The sequence below is a fragment of the Bradyrhizobium sp. Crot121 genome (assembly GCF_059512385.1).
The window spans coordinates 484948-506910 of record NZ_JCAMOR010000001.1 but is presented as its reverse complement, the minus strand read 5'-3'; the positions used below and the strand labels follow the sequence as shown (position 1 = coordinate 506910).

General features: G+C 60.8%; 14 protein-coding genes. 4 read left to right on the top strand and 10 right to left on the bottom strand.

The genetic code is table 11. From position 1 onward, the window contains the following. From AC5ZGW_RS02230 to AC5ZGW_RS02215, 4 genes are all read right to left on the bottom strand, one after another. Positions 1 to 5071, bottom strand: a 5071-nt coding sequence (locus AC5ZGW_RS02230) for a N,N-dimethylformamidase beta subunit family domain-containing protein (protein ID WP_496113849.1), incomplete at its 3' end; no start/stop codon positions are given. 442 nt (positions 5072 to 5513) lie between these two features. Next, positions 5514 to 6527, bottom strand: coding sequence for an SIS domain-containing protein (locus AC5ZGW_RS02225; RefSeq protein ID WP_245474522.1), 1014 nt, complete (start codon positions 6525 to 6527; stop codon positions 5514 to 5516). After that, a complete protein-coding gene (locus AC5ZGW_RS02220; RefSeq protein WP_130223324.1) occupies positions 6524 to 7492 on the bottom strand; it encodes an N-acetylmuramic acid 6-phosphate etherase in 969 nt (322 codons plus the stop codon). The genes AC5ZGW_RS02225 and AC5ZGW_RS02220 overlap by 4 nt, the downstream gene beginning before the upstream one ends. Before the next feature lie 19 nt (positions 7493 to 7511). After that, the gene (locus AC5ZGW_RS02215; RefSeq protein WP_130223294.1) at positions 7512 to 8435 is read right to left on the bottom strand and encodes a glucosamine kinase nucleotide-binding domain-containing protein; all 924 of its coding nucleotides are present in this window, start codon (positions 8433 to 8435) and stop codon (positions 7512 to 7514) included. Between the two features lie 118 nt (positions 8436 to 8553). On the opposite strand from AC5ZGW_RS02215, the gene nagA reads away from it, so the two are divergent. Together nagA and AC5ZGW_RS02205 are read left to right on the top strand one after the other, a co-directional pair. Further along, positions 8554 to 9738 (top strand): N-acetylglucosamine-6-phosphate deacetylase, encoded by a 1185-nt coding sequence (gene nagA / locus AC5ZGW_RS02210; RefSeq protein ID WP_130223292.1) that lies wholly within the window; start codon positions 8554 to 8556, stop codon positions 9736 to 9738. Beyond that, positions 9739 to 10941, top strand: coding sequence for an aspartate kinase (locus tag AC5ZGW_RS02205; protein WP_130223290.1), 1203 nt, complete (start codon positions 9739 to 9741; stop codon positions 10939 to 10941). Between the two features lie 235 nt (positions 10942 to 11176). On the opposite strand, the gene AC5ZGW_RS02200 is transcribed toward AC5ZGW_RS02205, so the two are convergent. The 3 genes from AC5ZGW_RS02200 to AC5ZGW_RS02190 all read right to left on the bottom strand — a co-directional run bounded on the left by AC5ZGW_RS02200 (position 11177) and on the right by AC5ZGW_RS02190 (position 15404). Next, positions 11177 to 12535 (bottom strand): class II fumarate hydratase, encoded by a 1359-nt coding sequence (locus AC5ZGW_RS02200; protein ID WP_349645050.1) that lies wholly within the window; start codon positions 12533 to 12535, stop codon positions 11177 to 11179. 97 nt (positions 12536 to 12632) lie between these two features. Then, positions 12633 to 13946, bottom strand: coding sequence for a cation:dicarboxylate symporter family transporter (locus AC5ZGW_RS02195; RefSeq protein ID WP_130223322.1), 1314 nt, complete (start codon positions 13944 to 13946; stop codon positions 12633 to 12635). Positions 13947 to 14036: 90 nt separating this feature from the next. Continuing rightward, a complete protein-coding gene (locus AC5ZGW_RS02190; RefSeq protein ID WP_130223286.1) occupies positions 14037 to 15404 on the bottom strand; it encodes a class-II fumarase/aspartase family protein in 1368 nt (455 codons plus the stop codon). 141 nt (positions 15405 to 15545) lie between these two features. Between AC5ZGW_RS02190 and AC5ZGW_RS02185 the strand changes: the two genes are divergently transcribed. After that, a complete protein-coding gene (locus tag AC5ZGW_RS02185) occupies positions 15546 to 16295 on the top strand; it encodes a GntR family transcriptional regulator (protein ID WP_130223284.1) in 750 nt (249 codons plus the stop codon). Between the two features lie 43 nt (positions 16296 to 16338). Here AC5ZGW_RS02185 and AC5ZGW_RS02180 read toward each other — a convergent pair whose 3' ends face one another. Beyond that, on the bottom strand, positions 16339 to 18900 hold the full coding sequence (locus AC5ZGW_RS02180) for an ATP-binding protein (protein WP_130223282.1): 2562 nt from the start codon (positions 18898 to 18900) through the stop codon (positions 16339 to 16341). Between the two features lie 373 nt (positions 18901 to 19273). Between AC5ZGW_RS02180 and AC5ZGW_RS02175 the strand changes: the two genes are divergently transcribed. Beyond that, positions 19274 to 20221 carry an AraC family transcriptional regulator gene (locus AC5ZGW_RS02175; protein ID WP_130223280.1) on the top strand — a complete coding sequence of 316 codons (948 nt, stop codon included), beginning with the start codon at positions 19274 to 19276 and terminating at the stop codon, positions 20219 to 20221. 217 nt (positions 20222 to 20438) lie between these two features. Here AC5ZGW_RS02175 and AC5ZGW_RS02170 read toward each other — a convergent pair whose 3' ends face one another. Continuing rightward, positions 20439 to 20819, bottom strand: a complete 381-nt coding sequence (locus tag AC5ZGW_RS02170; RefSeq protein ID WP_130223278.1) for a RidA family protein — start codon at positions 20817 to 20819, stop codon at positions 20439 to 20441. Further along, positions 20816 to 21946 (bottom strand): aminotransferase class I/II-fold pyridoxal phosphate-dependent enzyme, encoded by a 1131-nt coding sequence (locus AC5ZGW_RS02165; protein WP_207230941.1) that lies wholly within the window; start codon positions 21944 to 21946, stop codon positions 20816 to 20818. Before AC5ZGW_RS02165 ends, AC5ZGW_RS02170 begins: the two co-directional genes overlap by 4 nt. Between the last annotated feature and the right edge of the window lie 17 nt (positions 21947 to 21963).

Sequence of the window (21963 nt, the reverse complement as noted above, 5' to 3'; positions counted from 1 at the left end):
TGCCGCCGGACGAGGCGGAGGAGGGCGCCGTCAGCGCGCCGCTCGAGACGGCGTTGGTGAAGAAATTGCTGGTCGCTACATACGCGCCGTTTGTGTGGTAGGACGCGACATAGGTGGTGTTGGCGGTGATCGAGACCGGCGTCGCCAAGGTCACGGTCTGCCAGCCGCTTGCGGTGGTGTTGGTGAAGGTGGCGCTGGCAAGCTTGGTGCCGGTCGAGCTCCACAGGTCGAGGAGATCGGTGCCGGTATCGCCGGGACTGCGGTAGAATTTGAGCGCGGTGATCTGGCCGGCAGTGGACGAGGTGAACTTCACTCCGACCTCGAGCGCGGAGCCATCGTTCAAACTGGTCTGCGTCGGGGTGTTCGACGCGGTGAACAGGCTCACCGTCGTGGACGTCGTGGTCACGGCGATATTGAAGGTCTCACTGGCAGAGAGGCCGGCCGGATCGGTGGCCGAAACCTGGACGCCAAGGGTGCCGACATTGGCCGATGCCGGCGTGCCGCTGAACGTCTGCGTCGCCGCGTTGAACGTCAGCCATGAGGGGAGCGCCGCGCCGTTCAGGCCGGTTGCCGAATAGGTGAGGGCACCGCCATCGGGATCGTTGAAGGTGCCAGCCAGCGTCAGCGAGAAGGCCGAGCCGACGACCGCATTCTGGTTGGCGGTCTGGGTCACCAGCACCGGCGGCGTCTCGGTCGTCGAGCCGGTATCGTTAAGGACGACATCGACCCAGTAGTTGTCGCCAGAGGCAGGGATATTAGTGGGGAAGATACTCCCTGAGGAATAGGCGAAAACGCCATTCAGACCGTTAGCCGTTGCGGACAGAGATCCGTTTGTCGGATTTTGGAGCGTGTCGAAATAGTAAGGCGTATCTGAGTATTGGCCATTGGTCATGTGGTACGAGGCGACATAGGTCGTGCCTGCAACAATGTTCACAGGACTGGAGAAGCTGACCTGCTGCCAGCCACTGGCGGTCTCGTTGGTGGACGTGGCGGTCGCCAGCAGTGTGCCGCTGGCGCTCCAAAGATCAACCACATGGGCGCCGGTGTTCAGGGACCCCTTATAGAAGCGGATCCCGGTGATTTGGCCGTTGGTACTTGACGTGAACTTGAGACCGACTTCCACGCCGTGTGGGTCACTTACATCAGCCGTAGCAGGCGTGGCGCTCGAGCCGAACAGGTTGAGGGACGTGGACGGTGAAACCGTGTACGACACGCCGGAACCCGGTGTCTCGAGATTTAGGCTGTCATCGACCGCTCGGGTTTCGATACTGTACGACCCCTTGGCCGGCGCATTGAAAGTGTAGGTCCAATTGACTGTTTGCGTGCCAACTTGACCGCTCGTCACGTGCCACGTCTTTCCACCGTCGGTCGAAATCTGAACGCCGCCAATCACGCCGCCGACGTCAGTCGCGGTACCGCTTACGGTCACGGTTTGGCCTTCGATCACGGACGAGGATGACACGCTGGTGATCTTGGACGTTGGCGCGGTGTGATCGGTCGACTGGCTCGCGATCACCAGACTTGCCTGCAGCGTCTGCGGCTGGACGCCCATGTCCGCAAACAGATTCACCATCGCCTGTTGGACGTTCGGATCGGCGTTTGTCTGATTGCCGTCCGGCGAAGAATCGTGCTGGTTTGACAGGCCCCATGACCAAAAGACGGTGCCCGCCCCAAACACCAGCGCGCCGCTGGTGGGATCACGGTACTCGACCAGATTGTGGGTTGCGGTACCGCTTGTGTCGACGTTCCCGAACTCCGTATTGAACGCCGACGATTCCTGGACCGTCGTCGAAGAGAGGTCGATCAGGCCGGCAGGCATGAAGCCGTTATCAGGAGAGGAGTCCCATTCATATCCTAGCAGGCCGCTTTCCAGCGAAGCTGTCTGGCCGGGTGTCGTGGCCGCGACGCTTGTGTTGCGCCAGAAACGCAACTGGGTCATGCTGTAGGGAATCTTGATGGTCCCAAGACTCCCGCTCTCGTCAACCGAGAACACCGTTCCCGTCAGCGCATTGGACGGCATGGCGGCACCGCCCCAATTGGTGGGGGCCTCAAAGGTGCCCGTCCCCTGCCCGCTAGGGTTGATCAATTGCTCAAAGTGGCTGTCCTTGTAGGTGACCAGTGTGCGATTGGCTGTCTTGCTACTGTCTATGCTCGGTGTGAACTGGGTTTGCCAGAAGATCTCGTTGCCGCTGAGGAACGTGAGGTTGACGCCCGCGTTTGCCGCGGCCTGAACATTCGCGACCTGGCTGTCGGTCCAATATTCGTCGTGTCCGGCATCCATGAACACCTTGTGGTTGAGCAGCAACGCGCCATTGGTCGCTGTATCCATGCCGGAAATGTAGCTTACGTTGTAGCCGTTTTCTTCCAGCCAGTAGATTGCGGGGTATTCGCCTGTAAACACACTATCATCTGAATTTGCGTACAGACCTACTCCATCCCGGGTCATGATCGGGCGGTTGTAACTGACCGCGTAGGCCGCGCCGCCCTGGGAAGGACCGTTGCCTCCATATAGGCTGGCGCCGCCCCAACCGTTGTAAGCCTGCCAGGTCTCATCAGACGTCTGAAAGACGATGTCGCTTGTGGAGTTGGGATCCTTGACGACGAACGGAATCTGGAAAACTTGAGTGCCTTGGACGACGTTGGCGACATAAACGCCTGATACGGCCGTGGTCGGAATGGACCATGAATCAGTGACGCTCCAATTGCCGGCGTCGACCTCTCCGGTCGCCGGGTTCGTGGTCGGGGCCGGCTGGACCGGGGCCGTGCCCTGATGTTGCAGCGTGGTCACCAGACGGGCGCCGTTTCCTCCGTAGTACCCAAGTCGATAAATCTGGATTTGATAGTTCGAGCTGCCCGTCAGATCATCGATCTTGAACTGCACCGTGTCGCCTATATTGGTGCTGATCGCGGTCGTGAATCCCTCGAGGTTAGTCGAATCGGCACCTGGATTGACCCACCAGGTGCTCCTCGGCGTGCCCGGCAACTGGTTTTCCTGCACGATCGGATTCGTGCCAGAGGGATCGGCGACAACGGTGCCGCCATGCCCGTCGGTATTCAGAGTCCAGGTCGAATCCTTTCCAGAAAACAACAAGGAGACGGTGCTAGAACCGTTGCTGAAGTTCACTTTGCTGGTGTTTGAGGTCACGTCGTACTGAACAGACGTCGACATCGACGAGGTGAACGCAAGGTCCTTCAGATCGATGAGCTGGCCCGCCGCAAGCGCCGCCCCCGGCGACGAGCTTGCGATCAGGCCCTGGAACTGCGCCGAATGATCGAGGACGAGCTCACCATTTGCCGCGTCGAAAGATACGGTTATCCCCGAAAATGACCGCTTTGTCAGTCGTCCGGAAACAGCACCTCCGATCTCGAGAACCGCCTGGTCTGAGATGTGCAGCGATCCGGTGCCGTTGACGTTGCCCTTGATATCTACGGTGGAAATTTGGTTTCCATCGGACGGGCCGGCTCGGATGATTCCGGCATCGACGACGCTGCCTTCGACGGTGAAGAGCGTGCCGGGATTGCTCGACAAATTCACGCCTGCATGGACGACCAGGTTATTTATGTCGACGCTGCTCGTGCTCGTGACGGTATAAGCTCGAGTCGCATCCATCACCACGTTATTGGCAACTCCAGGGACACCGGTAGTCCAGTTCGTCGCGACATTCCAGGATCCGCCGCCCGGATTGCTCCAGTGGGCGATCGTGCTCGGAGCGAAGTTCGCCAAGTTGTCCGGCAACATTCGACTCATCATCAGGTCTTGCTTCGGCTCGCTCGCCGTTTCGGACGCCGGCGGGTTGAACTCCGCCTCTGAGTTGGCCGTTGTCGTCGCCGCCTCGGGCAACGTCGTCGCGAGCAGATCGCTCGGCGGCGGGTCCGCTGTAAGGCTGCCGGTATTCGCAGGAGTGCTCGAACCGACAGGAGGGTCGGATGGGGACGCATTCGTCCCCGGTGAACCGGTCGGGTCTGTTGTGGCCGACTGCGCCAGGGTTGCGGACGACGCGCCGACCATGTTGCTCGGCGCAAGAGCCGCCTCCAACGGATGCGTGCCAGAGGGATCGGCGACAACGGTGCCGCCATGCCCGTCGCTATTCAGAGTCCAGGTCGAATGCTGTCCGGAAAATAGCAAGGAGATGGCGGTAGAACCGTTGCTGAAGTTTACTTTGCTGGTGTTTGAGGTGACGTCGTACTGAACAGACGTCGACATCGACGAGGTGAACGCAAGGTCCTTCAGATCGATGAGCTGACCCGCCGCAAGCGCCGCCCCCGGCGACGAGCTTGTGATCAGGCCCTGGAACTGCGCCGAATCATCGAGGACGAGTTCACCATTTGCCGCGTCGAAAGATACGATGATCCCGGAAAACGACCCCTTTGTCAGTTGTCCGGAAACAGCACCTCCGATCTCGAGGACTGCCTGGTCTGAAATGTGCAACGATCCGGTGCCGTGGACGTTGCCTTTGATATCTACGGTGGAAATTTGGTTTCCATCGGACGGGCCGGCTCGGATGATTCCGTTATCGGCTACGCTGCCTTCGACGGTGAAGAGCGTGCCCGGATTGCTCGACAAATTCACGCCTGAATGGACGACCAGGTTGTTTATGTCGACGCTGCTCGCGCTCGTGACGGTATAAGCTCGAGCCGCATCCATCACCACGTTATTGGCACGCCCAGGGACACCGGTAGTCCAGTTCGTCGCGGCGTTCCAGGACCCGCCGCCCGGATTGCTCCAGTGGGCGATCGTGCTCGGAGGGAGGTTGGCCAAGTTGTCGGGCACCGTTCGAGCCATCATCAGGTCTTGCTTCGGCTCGCTCGCCGTTTCGGACGCCGGCGGATTGAACTCCGCCTCTGAGTTGGCCGTCGTCGCCGCCTCGGGCAACGTCGTCGCGAGCAGATCACTCGGCGGCGGGTCCGCTGTAAGGCTGCCGGTATCCGCAGGAGTGCTCGAACCGACAGGAGGGCCGGATGGGGTCGCATTCGAAGTCTGCGTCGAGTTCACGGAAGAAAGCCCGGCCTCTGGCGGCAGAGGAACAGGGAGTGGCTCCCCAGACAAAAGGCTCGGCGTCTGTGTCAGCATGGCAATCACCCTCGAACAATCGATTTAGTATTCGGAGTGACACAGTTTTAAATGTTTAATTCGTTTAATTTAGACGTCAATTAAATATTTAAAATTTATTAATCACAAAAATGGGACGACGTTAGAGACAGGTAAGGCCTGGATCAGGGATGAATTTTCGCGCGATGGAGTTGTCGGACTGTCGCTAACGCTCCTGGTGTTTGCAGCAAAAGCCCGTCGCGGCCGCATCGAGCCTCCTGTCTCGCCATTGTTTCGTTATCATTTGAATATCACACCAACCTGCAACCAGACCGTGTCGAGCACGCGGACACCCGCGAATTCGTTGATTTTGCTGGTTCGTTTGGTCTTTGTCGCATTTGTTACGTTTTCATGAGGTCGCTTGTTCTGCGAAACTGGCGCGGCGGTGGTCCAGCTTTCGGTCGCCAGTCAACGGCAGTACCTGTCAAAACGTCTCGGTAATCTTGCTCAGGCGAGGGGGGCGATCCGGGTCAAATCCGCACGCGCGCGCCGTCTGCTCGATCATCCGATAGACTGGAACGAGCATGGTGATCGGGTCGGTTGCGGGGTCATCCTCGGCGAGCCAGGGCAGCGAGCCATGCGGTCCGCCGCATAGATGCAGCGCGATCTTCTGTGCGCGCAATTCTTCTGCCAGCGCGTCCACCGTGGCCGCCGTTTCATCCATGAGGCGCATCATGATAACCGGCGTGCGCGATGATAACGCGGCCCGCGGCCCATGCTGCAGCTCGGCGGCGCTCAGACCCATGGAAGGCAGGCGCAGGATTTCCGAAAGTTTGAGCGCGATCTCCCGCGCCGAGCCCAGGCCCAGGCCCCGCGCCGCCACAAACACGGCCGACGCTTTGGCGAGATCATCGGCAATCCCGGACCAGTCGAGCGCCAGCGCGCGGTGCAGGCGCTCGGGCAGCCTGTCGAGGGCTGACCGCAGCGCACGATCTTCCGCCAGCTCGGCAACAAGTCCGGCGCTGGCGGCCATCGAGCCGATCACGGTCTTGGTCGCCGCTACGGAGTGTTCTTTGCCGGCTTCGATCGGAATCACGAACTCCGCTGCGTCAGCCACCGGCGACGACGTCGCATTGACGATGGCGACGGTGCGGGCGCCCGCTGATCGCGCCGACCTGGTCGCCGCGACAAGATCCGGGCTGCGCCCGGATTGCGAGATTACGACGAACAGCGCATCGCGCAGCATCAAGGGCGTACGAAATGCCGTGATCACCGAAGGAGCGCTGGCGGAAACGGGCAGGCGAAGCCGCGTCTCGACAAGGTATCTTAGGAAAACCCCCGCATGCCCGGAGCTTCCCCGGCCGCACACAACGCACAGGGGCGCGGAGCCAATCCCAATTCGCTGCGCGATGTCGCGCGTGGCGGGGCGGTTACGAACAATCTTGGCGACGACATCCGCGCTTTCCCCGATTTCGCTCGCCATCGCGGATGTTGTCACGGGTCAATCTCTCCGCCTTGCTTGCGCGCCGCTGCTCCCTTGGGATGCCGGTCACCATCCTTGTTACGATCCTTGTCACTATCCTTGGCGAGCTCGGCAAACACGTGCCGAAGGTTGCCGTCACAGTTTTTCAGAATGGTCTCGGCATCAACCCTGTCGACACCCAACGCCAGAAGGCTAGCCGTCTTGATGTCTCCCTCGGCCTGCTCGAGCGAGCGTGCCGCGTGGGACGGATCACATTGCGCGATTTGCGCCACCATGGCCTCGGCGCGCCGCTTCAGCTTGGCATTGGTCGGCTGCATGTTCACCATCATGCCGCGATACACCCGGCCAAGGCGCAGCATGATCCCTGAAGAGATCAGGTTCAGCACAACCTTCTGCGCGGTGCCCGCCTTCATCCGCGTCGAGCCAGCGATCAGCTCGCAGCCGGTCTCGATCAAGATCGGAAACTTTGCCGATGCCAGCAGTGCGGTGCCGGGATTGTTGGCGACGCCGATCGTCACGGCACCGAAAGAGCCTGCCTGCTGCAGCGCCGCGACCGTGAATGGTGTTGTCCCGCTGGCGGCAACGGCGATCACCACGTCGTGCGGTGTGAGCCGCGCGGCATTGATTTGCGTGACCGCATCATCGACATCATCCTCCGCGCCCTCGACGCTGGTGACGAACGCGCTGTCTCCGCCGGCGACGATGAAGCGGACGCGCTCGTTGGGCCAGGCGAAGGTCGGCAGCAACTCGGCGCCGTCCTGGACCGCCACGCGGCCCGAGGTGCCGGCGCCGACATATACAATGCGTCCGTGATCGCCCAGCGCCGCCTTGGCCGCTTCGGTCGCCGCAGTGATCGCGGGGAGGGCATGGCCGATCGCCGCGACTGCCGCAAGCTGGCCCTCCCACATCGCTTCCATCGCTGACGTCAGCGACCATGCATCAAGATCGGCAAAGCGGGGATCGACTTCTTCGGTGGCCATATAGTTGATCCGTGCGCCATCAAACGCGGAACTTTGAATCCTGTTCATGGTCGGTTTCTCTTTTGGGCAGGTCAAGCCGCCCTCGCGCCACCAGCAACGCGCCGGCCGCCGCGTCGGCGTCGGGACGCCTCAGGCGAGCGCGCAGGTCAGGCGTCAGCCAGGGGGTAATGGCATCCGCGAGTCCGCCCACCAGCGAGAGCCGGTCAACTCCTCTCGCCAGGAACAGATCGAGCAGATCGCCAATGGCATCGGCCGCGCGTTCGACAATGCGACGGCCGACCGGATCGCCCTGGTTGGCGTGGCGCATCACGATCGGCGCGAACGCAGCGTAGTCCGTGGCTCTGGCTTCTTCAGACCAAGCCACCGCCTGATAGGGGTCATGATCGAATGCACCCAGCACCTCTGAAAGCAATGGGGTCAGCTCGCCGCGGCGATCCGCGGCCCGCAGTGCCAATCGAACAATCTGCAGGCCGATGTCAGCGCCGCTGCCTTCGTCCGACACGGGAAAGCCGTAACCGCCGAGACGGATTTCGCGGCCGTCGATCAGGCCGACACCCACCGAGCCTGTACCGGCTACCACGATGGCCCCTTCCGCGCCGCTATGGGCGCCGAGACAGGCCGCGAGGCCGTCGCTGATGAAGATGACAGACGCAAAGGGATGCGCGATCTTGTTGAGCGCCGCTTCCGCGCCCCGGCGACCAATTCCGGCAAGGCCAAATCCGGCGTGCATCCGCGCGAAATCCTCGTGCGTCAGTCCGGCCTGTGCGGCTGCCGCTTCGGTGGCCTCCATGATGGACCGCCAGGCCTTCTCGAAGCCGATCCGCGTCGTAGCAGGTCCGGAGCTCGCTTCACCGACCGCCCTGCCGCTTTCGTCCTCGATCCGGGCGCGGCAGCGGGTTCCGCCGCCATCAATGCCGAGATACGTGGTACCTTTTGTTCCCATGGAAAGTTAACGCCAGGGTTTCGCTCCGGGTCCCTCCCGAAGCCGCTTGGTGTACATATGGGGTGTTGTACCAGACTCGCCTCACGAGTCCGTGACTGCCATTCTCGGATCAATACAGATGGGCCACGCTTGGTCTTCCGCCTCTCTCTCGATTGCCGCGCAACACATCTTTGATGGTGTCGACATGCGCGGCCCGGGGTCGGTCAGGATATCGCAGGGGCGGATTGAAAGCATCACCTTCGGCGAGGCGGCGGCACACGCCTCCATCCACCTTCCCGCAGACGCGATCCTTGCACCCGGATTCATCGACATCCAGGTGAACGGAGGCGGGGGCGTTCTTCTCAACGACCAGCCGACGGAGGCTGGCGTTCGACGCATCGTTGAGGCGCACCGTAAGCAGGGGACCACGGGCTGCCTGCCGACCCTCATCACCGATCGCAGCGAGGTCATCGAGCGATTGGCTGCAGTCGCCCAGGCTTGTCTGACGATTCCCGGCGTGCTCGGCTTTCATCTGGAAGGGCCGGCCCTCAACAGGTCTCGCAAGGGCATTCATCCGGAAGCCGAGATACGCGTGCCCGATCGGCGCGATCTCACCGCGATCAAAAGTTTTGGGGGCCGCGGCCGCTCCATTGTGACCTTGGCCCCGGAATGCGTGCCCGCGTCCATGATCGATGAATTGATTGGCGCCGGATTGCGTATCGCGGCCGGCCACAGCGACGCCACCGCAGCCGAAATCGGCCAGGCGGTCGATCGCGGTGTCTCGGGGGTGACCCACCTGTTCAATGCCATGTCGCAGTTGAACGCCCGGGAGCCGGGCTTGGTGGGCGCCGCGCTTTGGGATGACCGGCTGTTTGCAGGGATCATCTGCGACGGCATCCACGTTGACCGCGCCGGTTTGCGTGTTGCCTTCCGTTGCAAGGGACGCGATCGATTGATGCTGGTCACTGACGCCATGCCACTCGTGGGCACGAACGACCGACAATTCACGCTGCAGGGAAGGCAAATCACGTTGCGTGAAAATCGCCTGACTGGCCCCGATGGCAGCCTCGCGGGTGCTCACCTCACCATGATCGAGGCGGTGCGCAACGCTGTTGAGCTCGCCGGAATCTCTCTTCTCGATGCCCTCATCATGGCCTCTCGGACGCCCGCTTCATTCCTGGGCCTTGAGTCCGTGCTTGGACGGATCGCGCCTGGATACCGCGCGGACCTTGTCGCCTTCAATCCGAACTTTGAAGTCGTCGGCACATGGATAGGCGGTGTCGGTTCAATGGACGAGACGGGCGAGGCTTCTCACCGAGGTTAGATGCGCAACCATTCCATCATCGTGCAAAAATATGGCGGTGTCTGTCTCGAAACACCGGAGAAAATTCGCGCGGTCGCGCGCAGTCTTGCCGACCTGCAAGGCCGCGGTCATCGTGTCGTGGCGATTGTCTCCGCCATGGGCAAGACCACCGACCAGTTGATCCAGATGGCCTATCAGGTAAGTCCTGCTCCCAATCGCCGTGAACTCGACATGCTGCTGACGACCGGCGAGCGCATCAGCATGTCCCTGATGAGCATGGCGCTTGCCGACCTCGGTGTACCCGCGATCAGCTTCACCGGCAGCCAGGCCGGTGTGATGACCGACGACTCGCATTCCTCGGCACGCATTCTGGATGTACGGCCCATTCGCGTGCGTGAGGAGCTTGATCGCGGTCGCGTCGTGGTGCTGGCAGGATTTCAGGGCGTGAACCCGGCGACCAGGGAAATCACCACGCTCGGCCGGGGCGGCAGCGACACCACGGCCGTTGCGATGGCCGCGGCGCTGAAAGCCGAACGCTGTGAAATCATCAAAGAGGTCGACGGAATTTGTTCGGCCGATCCGCGCATCGCGCCGGATGCAAGACCCCTGCGGCGAGTGGACTTCGCATCCCTGTCCGAAATGTGCTTCTGGGGTGCAAAGATCCTGCATTTTCGCAGCGTAGAGCTGGCGCAAAGTCAGGATGTGCCGCTGGTCATCAAGCGGTGGGGCGGCGTCGAACACAGCACGCAAGTGATGAAGGAGGTTGCAGGCATGGAAAACGGAAGGGTTCTGGCCGTCAACTCGATGGCGCGCATCGAGCATGTGGAAATCGATTCCAACGATCTCAATCATGGCTTCGAAGTATTCGCGCAACATCTCAAGCAAAGCAGCCTGTCCTGGCCGCAGCTCCTCGCCTCGAGCTTCACCCTGGGAAAAACCAGCATGACCGTGGCCTGCGATGCAGAGTGGCTCGACGCCCTGCTCCGCACGTTGGAGCACGCCAAGGATCTGCGCACGCAGCGCGAAGCCTCAAGCTCGGTCAGTCTCACCTGCTTCGGCGGCGTTTCGTCGGAATTGCCGTTCAGGGCGTTGCAGGTTCTCGGACAACACGGGATCGTCCCCGACAGTTACGTGTTGTCGCCGCATTCGGTCAGTCTGTTCGTCCCGGTGGAGAACCGCGAGGCCGCGGTCAAGGCGCTGCATTCGCTTGTCCAGCACGCATAAAGCCGAGCGCGAGCTAAGCTCGGTCACGAACAGCCGGGCGCTCGCAAAACCATCGACATCATAATACCAGCATTGCAGCGACCCGTGTGTACCATGTCCGACATGGGATTGTGACACTGGCTGGCTAGTGCCCGCGACGCGCTTATGAATCTGGGGGAGGCGTGGACTCGCTGGAGCGCGATCGCCCGCGAGACGGAATCGCGTTCATCGTTCGCATTGGAATCAAAATCGCCACCTATCGGTTTCTGTTTCCGATCCCTGCCATGATATGCGGATCGACGTGACGATCATAGTCCTCGGCACTAAGAAAACCGAGCGCCACCGCAGATTCGCGCGGTGTCGTGGAATCGCTCAACGCCTTGGCGGTGATCTTCGCAACCTTGTCGTAACCAAGGATCGGATTCAGAGCGGTCGCGAGCAGAAGGGCGTTCGACACGTTTCGATCAAGCTGCTGCCGGTCGATGTCCAGATCATGAATGAGACGCACCGCAAACGTCCGGCTGCTGTCCGCCAGAATCCGGATCGACTGCAGGATGTTGTAGATCAGCACGGGTTTGGCGACGTTGAGCTCGAAGTTACCCGACGCGCCCGCTGCCGTGACGGTCGCGTGATTGCCGATCACCTGAAAGGCAGCCTGCGTCACCACTTCTGCGATGGTCGGGTTCCGCTTGCCCGGCATGATGGACGAGGTCAGTCCGTCATGCGGGATGACGAGCTCACCCAGGCCGCAGCGCGGGCCTGAACCCAGAAACCGGATGTCGTTCGCGACTTTGAGAAGGCACACTGCAAGCGTGTTGAGCGTGCCGGAAACTTCAACCAGGGTGTCGTGTGCGCCCATCCCCTCAAACTTGCTCCGATTGGACGTGAAGGCCAAGCCGCTCAATGCGCTCAGTTCATCGCAGAACGCCACGTCGAAGCCGGCGGCCGCGTTGAGGCCGGATCCGACCGCGGTCCCGCCCTGCACGACGACATGGAGGCGAGGCAACGCATCGTCGATCCGGGCCATGCAATTATCGATCTGGGTGTAGAAGGCCTGAAAAGCTTGTCCCATCGTCATGGGAACCGCATCCATCAAATGCGTGCGTCCGATCTTCACGACGTCCGAAAAAGATACGGCCTTCGCCGCGAGTTCGTCGCGCAGCGTCTTCAAAGCCGGCAGCAGGCGGTCGCGTATCTCCAGCGAGGCGGCAATGTGCATCACCGTTGGAAAGCTGTCGTTGGACGACTGCGAGCAATTGACGTGATCGTTGGGATGGATCGGTGCCTTCGTGCCGAGTGGCTGACCCAGCATTTCGTTGGCGCGGTTGGCAATGATCTCGTTGACGTTCATGTTGGTCTGCGTGCCAGAACCAGTCTGCCAGATCGTCAATGGAAAATGATCGTCGAAGCGGCCCTCCCGCAGTTCCACGGCAGCCAGCTCGATCGGCTCGCCAATCGCCCGATCAAGCGCGCCGAGCCGAACGTTGGCACGGGCCGCCGCGATCTTCTGCACAGCAAAAGCGCGAAACAGACACACAGGAAAACGCTCGTCACCGACTTCAAATACCCCAAGCGCGCGTTGCGTCTGCGCGCCCCAATAGCGATCGGCTGGCACTTCGATGGCGCCAAATGCGTCATGTTCGATGCGTGACTGGACCACGTTGGCTGTCCTCCCGTGGAGACTCGAAACCGGAGATTAAGTTCAGTTTGCGCTAGGCAGTTTCGACGCGCTTCCAGGCGGTCTCGTCGAACTCTCCGGCCAGTTTCGCGACGACCACCGTTGCCACCGTGTTGCCGATGACGTTGCACGTCGCAAGCGCGATTGAGAGAAAGCGATAGACGCCGAAGATCAGCGCGAGGCCGTCGACCGGCAGAATTCCGGATGCCGTGACGGTCGCGGCGAAGACGACGAAGGAACCACCCGAGACCGTGGCCGCGCCCTTCGATGTCAAAAGCATGATCGCGAGAATTCCGATTTCCTGATCCCAGCTGAGCGGCACGCCATAGGCATTGGCCAGAAAGATCACGCCCATCGACATGAACAGGGAGGTGCCGTCGAGATTGAAGGCGTATCCGGTCGGCAGGACGAGCCCGACCGTCTGCTTCGAGGCTCCATACGCCGGCAGCTTCTCCAGCAGGCGCGGCAACACGCTTTCCGAGGAGGCGGTGCCCAGCATGATGATGATTTCGTCGCGGATGTAACGCAGCAGCCGGAAGATATTGATACTGAACATGGCGCAGACTGCGCCGAGGACCACCACAATGAAGAGGATAACCAAGGCGTAGAACGTCAGCACGAAGTATGCGAGCGAAATGAGTACGGCTGTTCCATTGGAGCCGACGGCATAGGCGACGGCGCCGAACGTTCCAATCGGCGCCAGGGCCATGATGATGTGGATGAACTCGAAGAACGCGGTCGAGATCGTGTTCAGTCCGCTCTCGATGGGTGCGCGCTTCTCCGGCGAGAGCGCCATCAGCCCGAAGCCGAAGATCAAGGCGATGACGAGAACCTGAAGCAACTCGCCGCGCGCGAAGGCCCCGACGAAATTGTCCGGGAAGACGTTGAGCAGGAACTGGTCGAATGTTGTGTGCGAGGTTGCCGCAGCCTTCGTCGCGGCTTCGGCGCCTTTGGTCGCTGTTGCCGGTGCAGTGATATGATCGAGGTTCTTGCCGACCCCGACGAGATTTCCGAACAGCAGGCCAAGTGCCAGTGCAATCGTCGAGACGATCTCGAAATAGATCATGGCGATCAGCCCGACTTTGCCGACCCGTTTGATGTCTCCGGCCGCGACGACACCGACGGCGACTGTGAGAAAAACCAGCGGCGCGACCGCCGTCTTGATCAGCCGCAGGAAGATATCACCGAGGATCTTCAGGGAAGCGCCGAATTCGGGCCACACAAGACCAACGATGATTCCGAGCACCATGCTGACGGCAACCTGGAGACCGAGGTTCTTCCACAGGGCCTTCTTCGTTGGCTTGACGGTCTGTTCGAGAGCGATGTCGTCGCGCTGCGTTGTCGCCATGGCGGCCATGGTGTCCTCCTGGGTCATCTGTTGGGCTGAAGCGGCGCTCTGCGGCGCATTAATGAGATCGGGTGCTCTGCGCGGGCGATATCAGTCGTCGCGAGCGGCGTTCGCGCCTGAAATGTCCAAAACGCGATCGACCATCGGGCCGCACAGGCCCAAATAGTTCGCGGGATCGCAGTGACGCCTGATCGCATCCTTGCCACCGAGAGCTTCGGCGATCTCCGGCACGTCAGCGAGAATGTCGGCGAGTTGTCCGCCGCCTTCGATGGCCTTGCGGCAGGCGTCATAGACGACGTCGTGCGCTTTTTGCCGCCCGAGCTTTGGCGCGGCGGCCATCATCACGGCCTCCGCAACGATGAGGCCTTGGGTGAGATCGAGATTGTCCAGCATTCGCCGCTCATGGACGACAAGGCCGGCGAGCATGAACTTGGCGTTAGCCAGCGACGAGGCCGTCAGCAGGAAGCTCTCCGGCAGCGACACCCATTCGAGATGCCAGGGGCCGGTCGCCCGCTCGAAATCGTGGATCATGCCGTCAAGCATCGCGGCGACGTACTGCCGCACGGCCTTCGCCGCCGCGAGCATCAGCTCGCTGGAAATGGGATTGCGCTTCTGCGGCATCGTCGACGAGGCACCACGCCCAGGCACGAACGGCTCGGAGACCTCGCCGAATTCCGACGCCGACATCAGCATCACGTCGGTCGCGATCTTCCCCAATGTGCCGGTGATGAGGCCCAGCAAAGTCACGGACTCAGCGATGCCATCCCGGGCGACGTGCCATGTGATTGACGGCTGATGCAGTCCCAGCTCGTCGCAGAACAGTTTCTGCATTTCGAGGCCGGCGGCGCCGACAGAGGCAAGCGTGCCGGCGGCTCCGGAGAATTCGCCAAGCAGGATACGCGGCAGCGCCTGATCGACACGCTCGATATGCCGGTCAATGGAGGACAGCCAGACCGCGGCCTTGTAGCCGAACGTCACTGGAAGCGCCTGCTGGAGATGGGTTCGCCCGGCCATCGGCGTGTCGCGGTATTTCCGTGCCATCGTCGCCAGGATGTCACGGACCTCGCGCAGGTCACGCGCAACGATTTGAAGCGCTGCCCGGATCTGCAGAACGTTGGCCGTGTCCATGATGTCCTGGGTCGTCGCCCCCCAATGAACGTAACGACCAGCTTCACCCGCAGCTTCCGAAAGCTGATGCACAAGCGGAAGGATGGGATAACCGACGATCTCGGTTTCGTGACGCAGCTTTTCGACGTCGATCTTGATGGAGCGCGCAGCCGCCTCGATGGCGTCGGCGGCGGCTTTCGGCACCACGCCCAATCGGGCCTGGGCACGGGCAAGGGCGACTTCGGCTTCGATATAGCGCGCGATGAGCGCTTCGTCGGCAAAGACCGCCCGCATTTCGGCAGTCCCGAACATGTCGCGAAACAAAGCCGAATCGAAAACTGTGCTGCCCATCCGTCGACCCCCTTTGGATCATTGTGTTATGTTATGTACCTACATATTAATATGTACGTACATAAAGGACGAGTCAACATCCTTTCTTGACGAATCCCACTCCCATTGGGCTTCCATTGACCGGATAGAACGGAGGCAGGTGTGGAAACGCGTTACGCTTACGTTGCTCGCCTGCTCACGGAGGCAATCGCGGGCGGTCGACATCCCATAGGTTCGGTTCTGCCCAACGAGTTCGAGCTGGCCGAACAGTTTGCCGTGAGCCGCTCGACGGTGCGTGCCGCGATGCGCGAACTTCAGGCGTCAGGCCTCGTCAGCCGCAAGCGGAATGCAGGCACCCGCGTCGAAGCGCTGACGCCGCAGCGCAGCGGTGGCGGATTTACCCAGGCGCTCGAATCCATAGAGGCCGTGCAGCGGTTCGGCGTCGAAACCGAACGCCACGTCCAGCGGGTTGCCGAGGTCGTCGCCGATGATGCGCTGGCACGGGATCTCGGATGCCAGCCCGGGCGTCGCTGGCTGCGCATATCGAGCCTCCGCATGATCCCCGGCGATGCAACGAAGACTCCGATCTGCTGGACTGATGTCCACATTGACGACGCTTTTGCGCGCGAGGTTCGATCCAGGATGGAGGACCATCGCGACATCTTCGGCACGCTGGTGGAAAAGATATCCGGCCGGCGATTCAGCGAAATTCGTCAGGATATCCGTGCGGTCGGCGTGTCCCATGACATGGCAGTGCCTTTGAAGGCCACGCCGGGCGCGCACGCGCTTGCGATCCGGCGTCAATATCTCTTCAGCTCGAACGAGATGGCCGAAGTATCGCTCAGCATTCACCCGGCCGATCGATATAGTTACACGACTAGGTTGATGCGGAAGGATTCGGAGCGGGAGTGAGGCCCCGTGCATTGCGTTGAAACGTTCCCAGCCGGCAATGATTTCAGGCTGCGCCCATAACCGCCCGCAGATATTGCGCCAGCTCGGCGCGACGGAAGGGTTTGCCGATAACGGGAAACTCGCCCTCTGCCCCGTGGCGCGACAAAGTGTCTGCCGCGTTGCCTGAAGTGAGCAAAATCTTGATGCCGCTGCAGAGGTGCTTCGCTTCGCGAGCCAGTTCAACACCGCTGATGCCTCCTGGCATCATGATATCGCTGAATAGCAGATCCAGTTTCTTGTTATCCCTCAGAATCCGGATGGCGTCGGCGCCATCTTGGGCGCAGAGGACTTCATAGCCGAGCTCTCTCAGTATTGCTGACGTGACGTCCATGACGTCGTGATCATCTTCGACCATGAGAACCCTGCCTGACCCTGCTGCTATGTCCTGGAGTTGGGTGATATCCCTCCCCACATCGGACGCTTGGCCGGATCTGGGCAGATAGAGACTGACCGTGGTTCCCATTCCGACTGTGCTTTCGATGGCGACATGGCCGCCGGATTGCCGGACGAACCCATAAACCATGCTGAGGCCGAGCCCGGTTCCTTTGCCGACCTCCTTCGTGGTGAAAAACGGTTCGAACACCCGATCCAGCGTGTCTTGCGGCATGCCGCAGCCAGTGTCGGTGACGGAGAGCTTGACGTACGATCCGGACGCGACGCCGGCAATGGCGCCCTCGTCAAGGGTTATATTTCGTGCCTCGATATCCAGCCTGCCGCCGTCCGGCATGGCGTCGCGCGCGTTCAGGGCCAGGTTGAGGAGTGCTGTCTCCAGCTGCGCAGGGTCAAGATGGCATGGCCACAGTTGATCATCCGCGACAAGGTTGATCTTGCACCTGTCCCCGAGTGCGCGAAGGATCAGTCCCTGAAAATCCCGAATGAGAGCATCAATGTGAATGGTCTTCGGGTTCAGCTTCTGCCGTCGGGAAAAAGCGAGTAGCTGCGCGGTCAGGCTCGCACCCCGGTCGGCGGCCTTCCGCGCCGCTACTGCGAGTCTCTGGACGCATTTGTCGTCTGCCGTACGGCTCTCGATAAGTTCGAGATTGCCGGAAATCACCATCAGCAAATTGTTGAAGTCGTGGGCAACGCCGCCCGTGAGCTGACCGACGGCCTCCATTTTTTGGCTCTGATGAAGTTGTTCTTCCATCAAGCGCCGCGCCTCCACGGCATGCTTCTGTTCGGTGATGTCTCGAAACAGGATGACGATGCCTTCGCCGGATGGGAATGCATTGACCGCGTACCAGACATCTCGGAAGAACGTTTCGACGGACGCGGAGCTCTGTTCCGACATAGCCGTATGTGCTCGGCCCGAGAGGTCTTTGTCGGTCCAATCCGGAAAGATCTCGCACAGATTCATGCCGATGAGGTCATATCCTACAGCGAGCTGCGCCTTCGCCCTCTCGTTCAGATAAGTGATGTACCATCCTGTATCGACGATAAGGACGCAGTCGGTCGTGCTCTCGAATATTGTCGTGATCCGAGCCGCTGCCTGCTCGGCTTTCTCCTTGGCATCGTGCAGCTCGTGTTCGCGGTTCGCGAGCGCATCGGCCATGGTGTTGAATGCGTCGGCGACCCGGGTAATCTCTGATCCTTTGTCCCGGATATGCACTCGACGCGCGTAGTCGCCAAGCCGCCATTGGTTGGCCGCATCAACCATTTGTCCCAGCGGATGCTGGATGAACCGACGGGCACCAAACCAGGTCAAGGCCAGCACCACCGACGTGCCCAGGACAATCAGAAGGATGCCTAGCCGCGTACGACGTTGGATCTGACTGAAGGCCAGCGTCTTGTCGACGCCGAAGGTAACAAAAATCTCTCCGGCGTCTGCTTGCAGCGCCGTGTAGCCTACGATCCGTTCCACACCGTCAATGTCGCGCGCGGTTGTTGTGCCCGAGGGATCCGAGTGCAAGTAACGGTCATCGGGTATCCTCCGGCCGACGAACTGGTCGTTGCGAGGATAGCGTGCGAGGTACGTGCCGTTGCGGTCTCTAATGGCGAGGGCGACGCCGGGGGGCGGGCCCTTCTGGGCGAGATAATGAGCCAGCCAATCGAGGCTGAGGGCGGCTATTACGACGCCGCCCATGTGGCCATCGTCGTCGTAGAATGGCAGGGCAAAGTGGAGAACGTTGCGGCCGGTCGCTCGGCCGTGCGCGAACTCTCCGACGGTAAACTTGCTGGTTTTCAGGACGTTGGCAAAGTAGGCGCGCCCGGCGGCGGTCGAGGGCTTGTAATCGCTGGTCGAGTCGCAGAACGAATCGCCATTCATGTCGACCACAATAAAATCAATGAACTCCGGATAGCGCTCCTTGATTCTGGAGAGGTAAGCCTCGCATCCGCGGGCGTCCTTTGCCTTGACCGCGGGAAGCTCCGAGAGTGCAATCAATGCCTGGCGAATTCCTTGGATGATCTGCTGCTGCTCGGCGGCGGCGAGCTTGGCGAGACCAAGCGCCAGCTCTTGCACTTCCATTTGGTGCGAGAAACGGAGGTCGAACTCATTGTACAACTGGATTGCGATTCCAGGCAGAAGGGCAAACGCCACCAGGTCAAACAGCCGCAACAATAAAGCCACTGCCTAATTTCCAGGACGAGAAATCTGACGTTGCAGGCTGTAGAGCTTTGGCGGGCGAGGACGGCGCAGGGCGTCATGCCCGCAGCACACCTTGGCTTCGCGATCACGGTAATCGGTCCGACCGACCAGCGGACGTCGTGCGTGTCGCCTTCGTGTCATCTCTTACTTCTCTGCTGCTCCAATTGGGGGAGGGCAGTACATCGGCTTTGTTACGGCGCGATTTCGGTGTTTCGAGTTTTGTCACCGTGGTGACATAATTTGTCGCGCCAACGACCCACCTCGCGTTGTTTGTTACAGTTGCAACGGAGCGCCGTCGGGACGAGCCGGATGCTTGAAATAGAAAGATATCGGCCTAGCTGGGGGATAGGCATTAATGGCGTCGATTGCGTATCCAATGATTTCCGCCAACTCTGCAGGCACGCCCTCGTGCCGTTACTCGAGCGCGGAAGCGATCGCGCAGGCCAACCGAGTTTTCCCAAATCTGTCGGTTGCGCTCCGAAACGACAGCGTCCGTCGCTCGGTCTTGTCCCGACGAATCGAAGGTCATTCGATTGCGCATCTTTTGACTCCCCAGACGATGGTCGACGCCTCGGGTAAGAAAGCAGCGCTGGCTGGTTTTGGTACGTACGTTAAGCTTATTTGGCAGCTCAAGGGGACAATGCGGTACGAGGATGCCCACCGATCGTTCGCATTGCAGCCGGGTGAGATGCTGATTGCCTCGATGGCCTGGACCTATCATCTTGAGATGGATGAAGGTTACGAGGGACTCGTGCTCATCTTCGACCCAATGTCGAAGCGTTCGTGGCAAGAGACGGTGCATGAGAAGATGGGGGCGCCCCACGCTTCTAGCGGGCCGCTTGCGGCGGCCGCGGGAGGATCGAAGGCGCTGCTATGGCATGGGCATCGTTCACCTGCAGATGCGCTGACCGTTGAATCTCTGATCGATATCGCGCTTCTTTCACTTGGCCCTGGAGCCGGATCCTCGTTCGACCGGCCGCTGCCAGCAATCATTCTTCGCGCGCGTGTGATGGTTACGCAAAACATCGCTGACGAGAGCTATGGTCCGGATCGACTGGCGCACGATCTCGGTCTTTCGAGGCGATCTCTGTACAATGCATTCGGTCGGATTGGACTAACGCCAGCGCATTTTATCAAACAGCTCCGTCTGGAGCGCGCGCGAGCGGAAATCTTGGATGCCCCTGACGTGAGCATTACCGAAATTGCGCTCAGGAACGGCTTTTCAGACGGTGCGAGTTTCAGTCATGCGTTCAAGGCGAGCTATGATATTTCGCCGCGTGACCTCCGCAACTTGAAGCGCTGATCTAAAGGTCTGTCTTGAGACCGGTTGCGCTCCCCTGCGAATGCATGCTGTGTCAGCAATGTGCACCGCACCAACTCTGCGGTCCGCTTGCCCACGCATTTTTCGCGAATCTTCCGGCAGCGGTTTGGCCTGACGCCTGCGCCCGAAACGATTGGTCGATGAGATCATGATCGGATTGGGATCATGATGTCACCTCTTTGTTCGAACCGCTCTTTTGTCACGTTAGCAAGATGGCATCGATCTCGACGGCGAAATCGATGAAGCTGCTCTGAGTCAACGTGCGGGCCGGTGGTGGATCACCAATATATTCCGCAAACACCTGATTGAACGCGGGGATGTCCTCGAGAGACCGAAGATAGACATTTATCTTCACGGCGTGCCGAAGCGAAAGACCCGCTGCACGCGCCACGGCTTCGAGGTTGTCGAGCGCAAGACGAGCTTGCTCAACGAACGGCGCATCGCTGATGCGCCGCCCGTCCCTTGTCCGAGGTGTTTGGCCGGCAAGAAAGACGAATCGTCCTTCTGCGCTGATGGCCTGCGAATAGGGACCCGCCGGTGGGGGCGCCGCGACGGTCGAGATCGCCTGGCGGGTCGTCATGCAACCGCCCCGCGCCTTTTCTTCAGAGTGTCCAGCGTGCGAACCGTGCGATCCAGCGCTGAGCTCCACTCGGTCTCATCGCGCGCGTAGCAAACCCGAAAGTGGCCGCCACTTGCAGGGCCAAATTGGTATCCGGGACTGACCAACGCTCCAGCCTCCGTGAGAAGAGCCTCGGCCACGGCCGGCCCGGGCAGTTCAAGGGCGCTGATGTCGACCCATGCATAGGCGGTGCCACGTTGCGGCTGCCACTTGAGCCAGGGAAGCTGACGCAGCTTCTGCTCGGTGAGTGTCCTTAGCGCGGTGAAGGCGGTCATTCGCTCCGCCAGCCAGGCATGGTCGTCGCGCAGCCAGCAAGTGAGGAGGTGCTGCGCATAAGCAGGCGCACGCAGCGCAGTGACGGACAGCACGTCCTCAATGCGCGTAGCTATCTTCTCCGGTGCAACCACCACGCCAAGGCGATAGCCGCTCAAGGATTCGGTCTTGCTCTGCCCCAGCAATGTCACTGTACGCTCAAACATTCCGCGCTGCGCGGCCAGGTGAGTGAAAGATCCTTCGTGTATCAGCCTGGAATAGAGTTCATCCACCAGGACAGTGACATCGTAGCGCTTTGCCAGCTCCGCAATACGGCCGATCACTGCCTCCGAAAATACTGCGCCAGACGGATTGTTCGGATGAGAGAATACGAACAGCCGAGCGCCGCGGTTCGCAAATTCGGCTTCCAGGACGTCGAAGTCCGGATGTGGGTCGCCGGCATCGAGATGCAGCGGAACGTGGCCCGGCTCTGCGCCAAGGAAACGCACAATCCGTTCGCTGAAGAGATAGTCCGGATCCATCAGAGCGACACGATCGCCTTCCTGCACCAGCGCGCTCAGGGACGCGAACAATCCGCCTTGCGTGCCGGGCGTCAGGATCACGTTTTCGCCGGGGCGCAGCGTGATCCCAATAAACTTGCCCGTGCTATCCGCCACGTTCTTGAGGACGTCGGGATGGCCGCGGTAACCCGTGTAGGCGAGGGCTCCATCGCGCGCGGCGCGGCCGAATGTCTCGTCGGCCCAGGGAGGTGGCGGAAACCTCACGGTGTCGAAATGGGTTGTGTCAAGAAAACCGGCTGGGGCCTTGGCCAGCAAATCGAGATCCGCTTGTC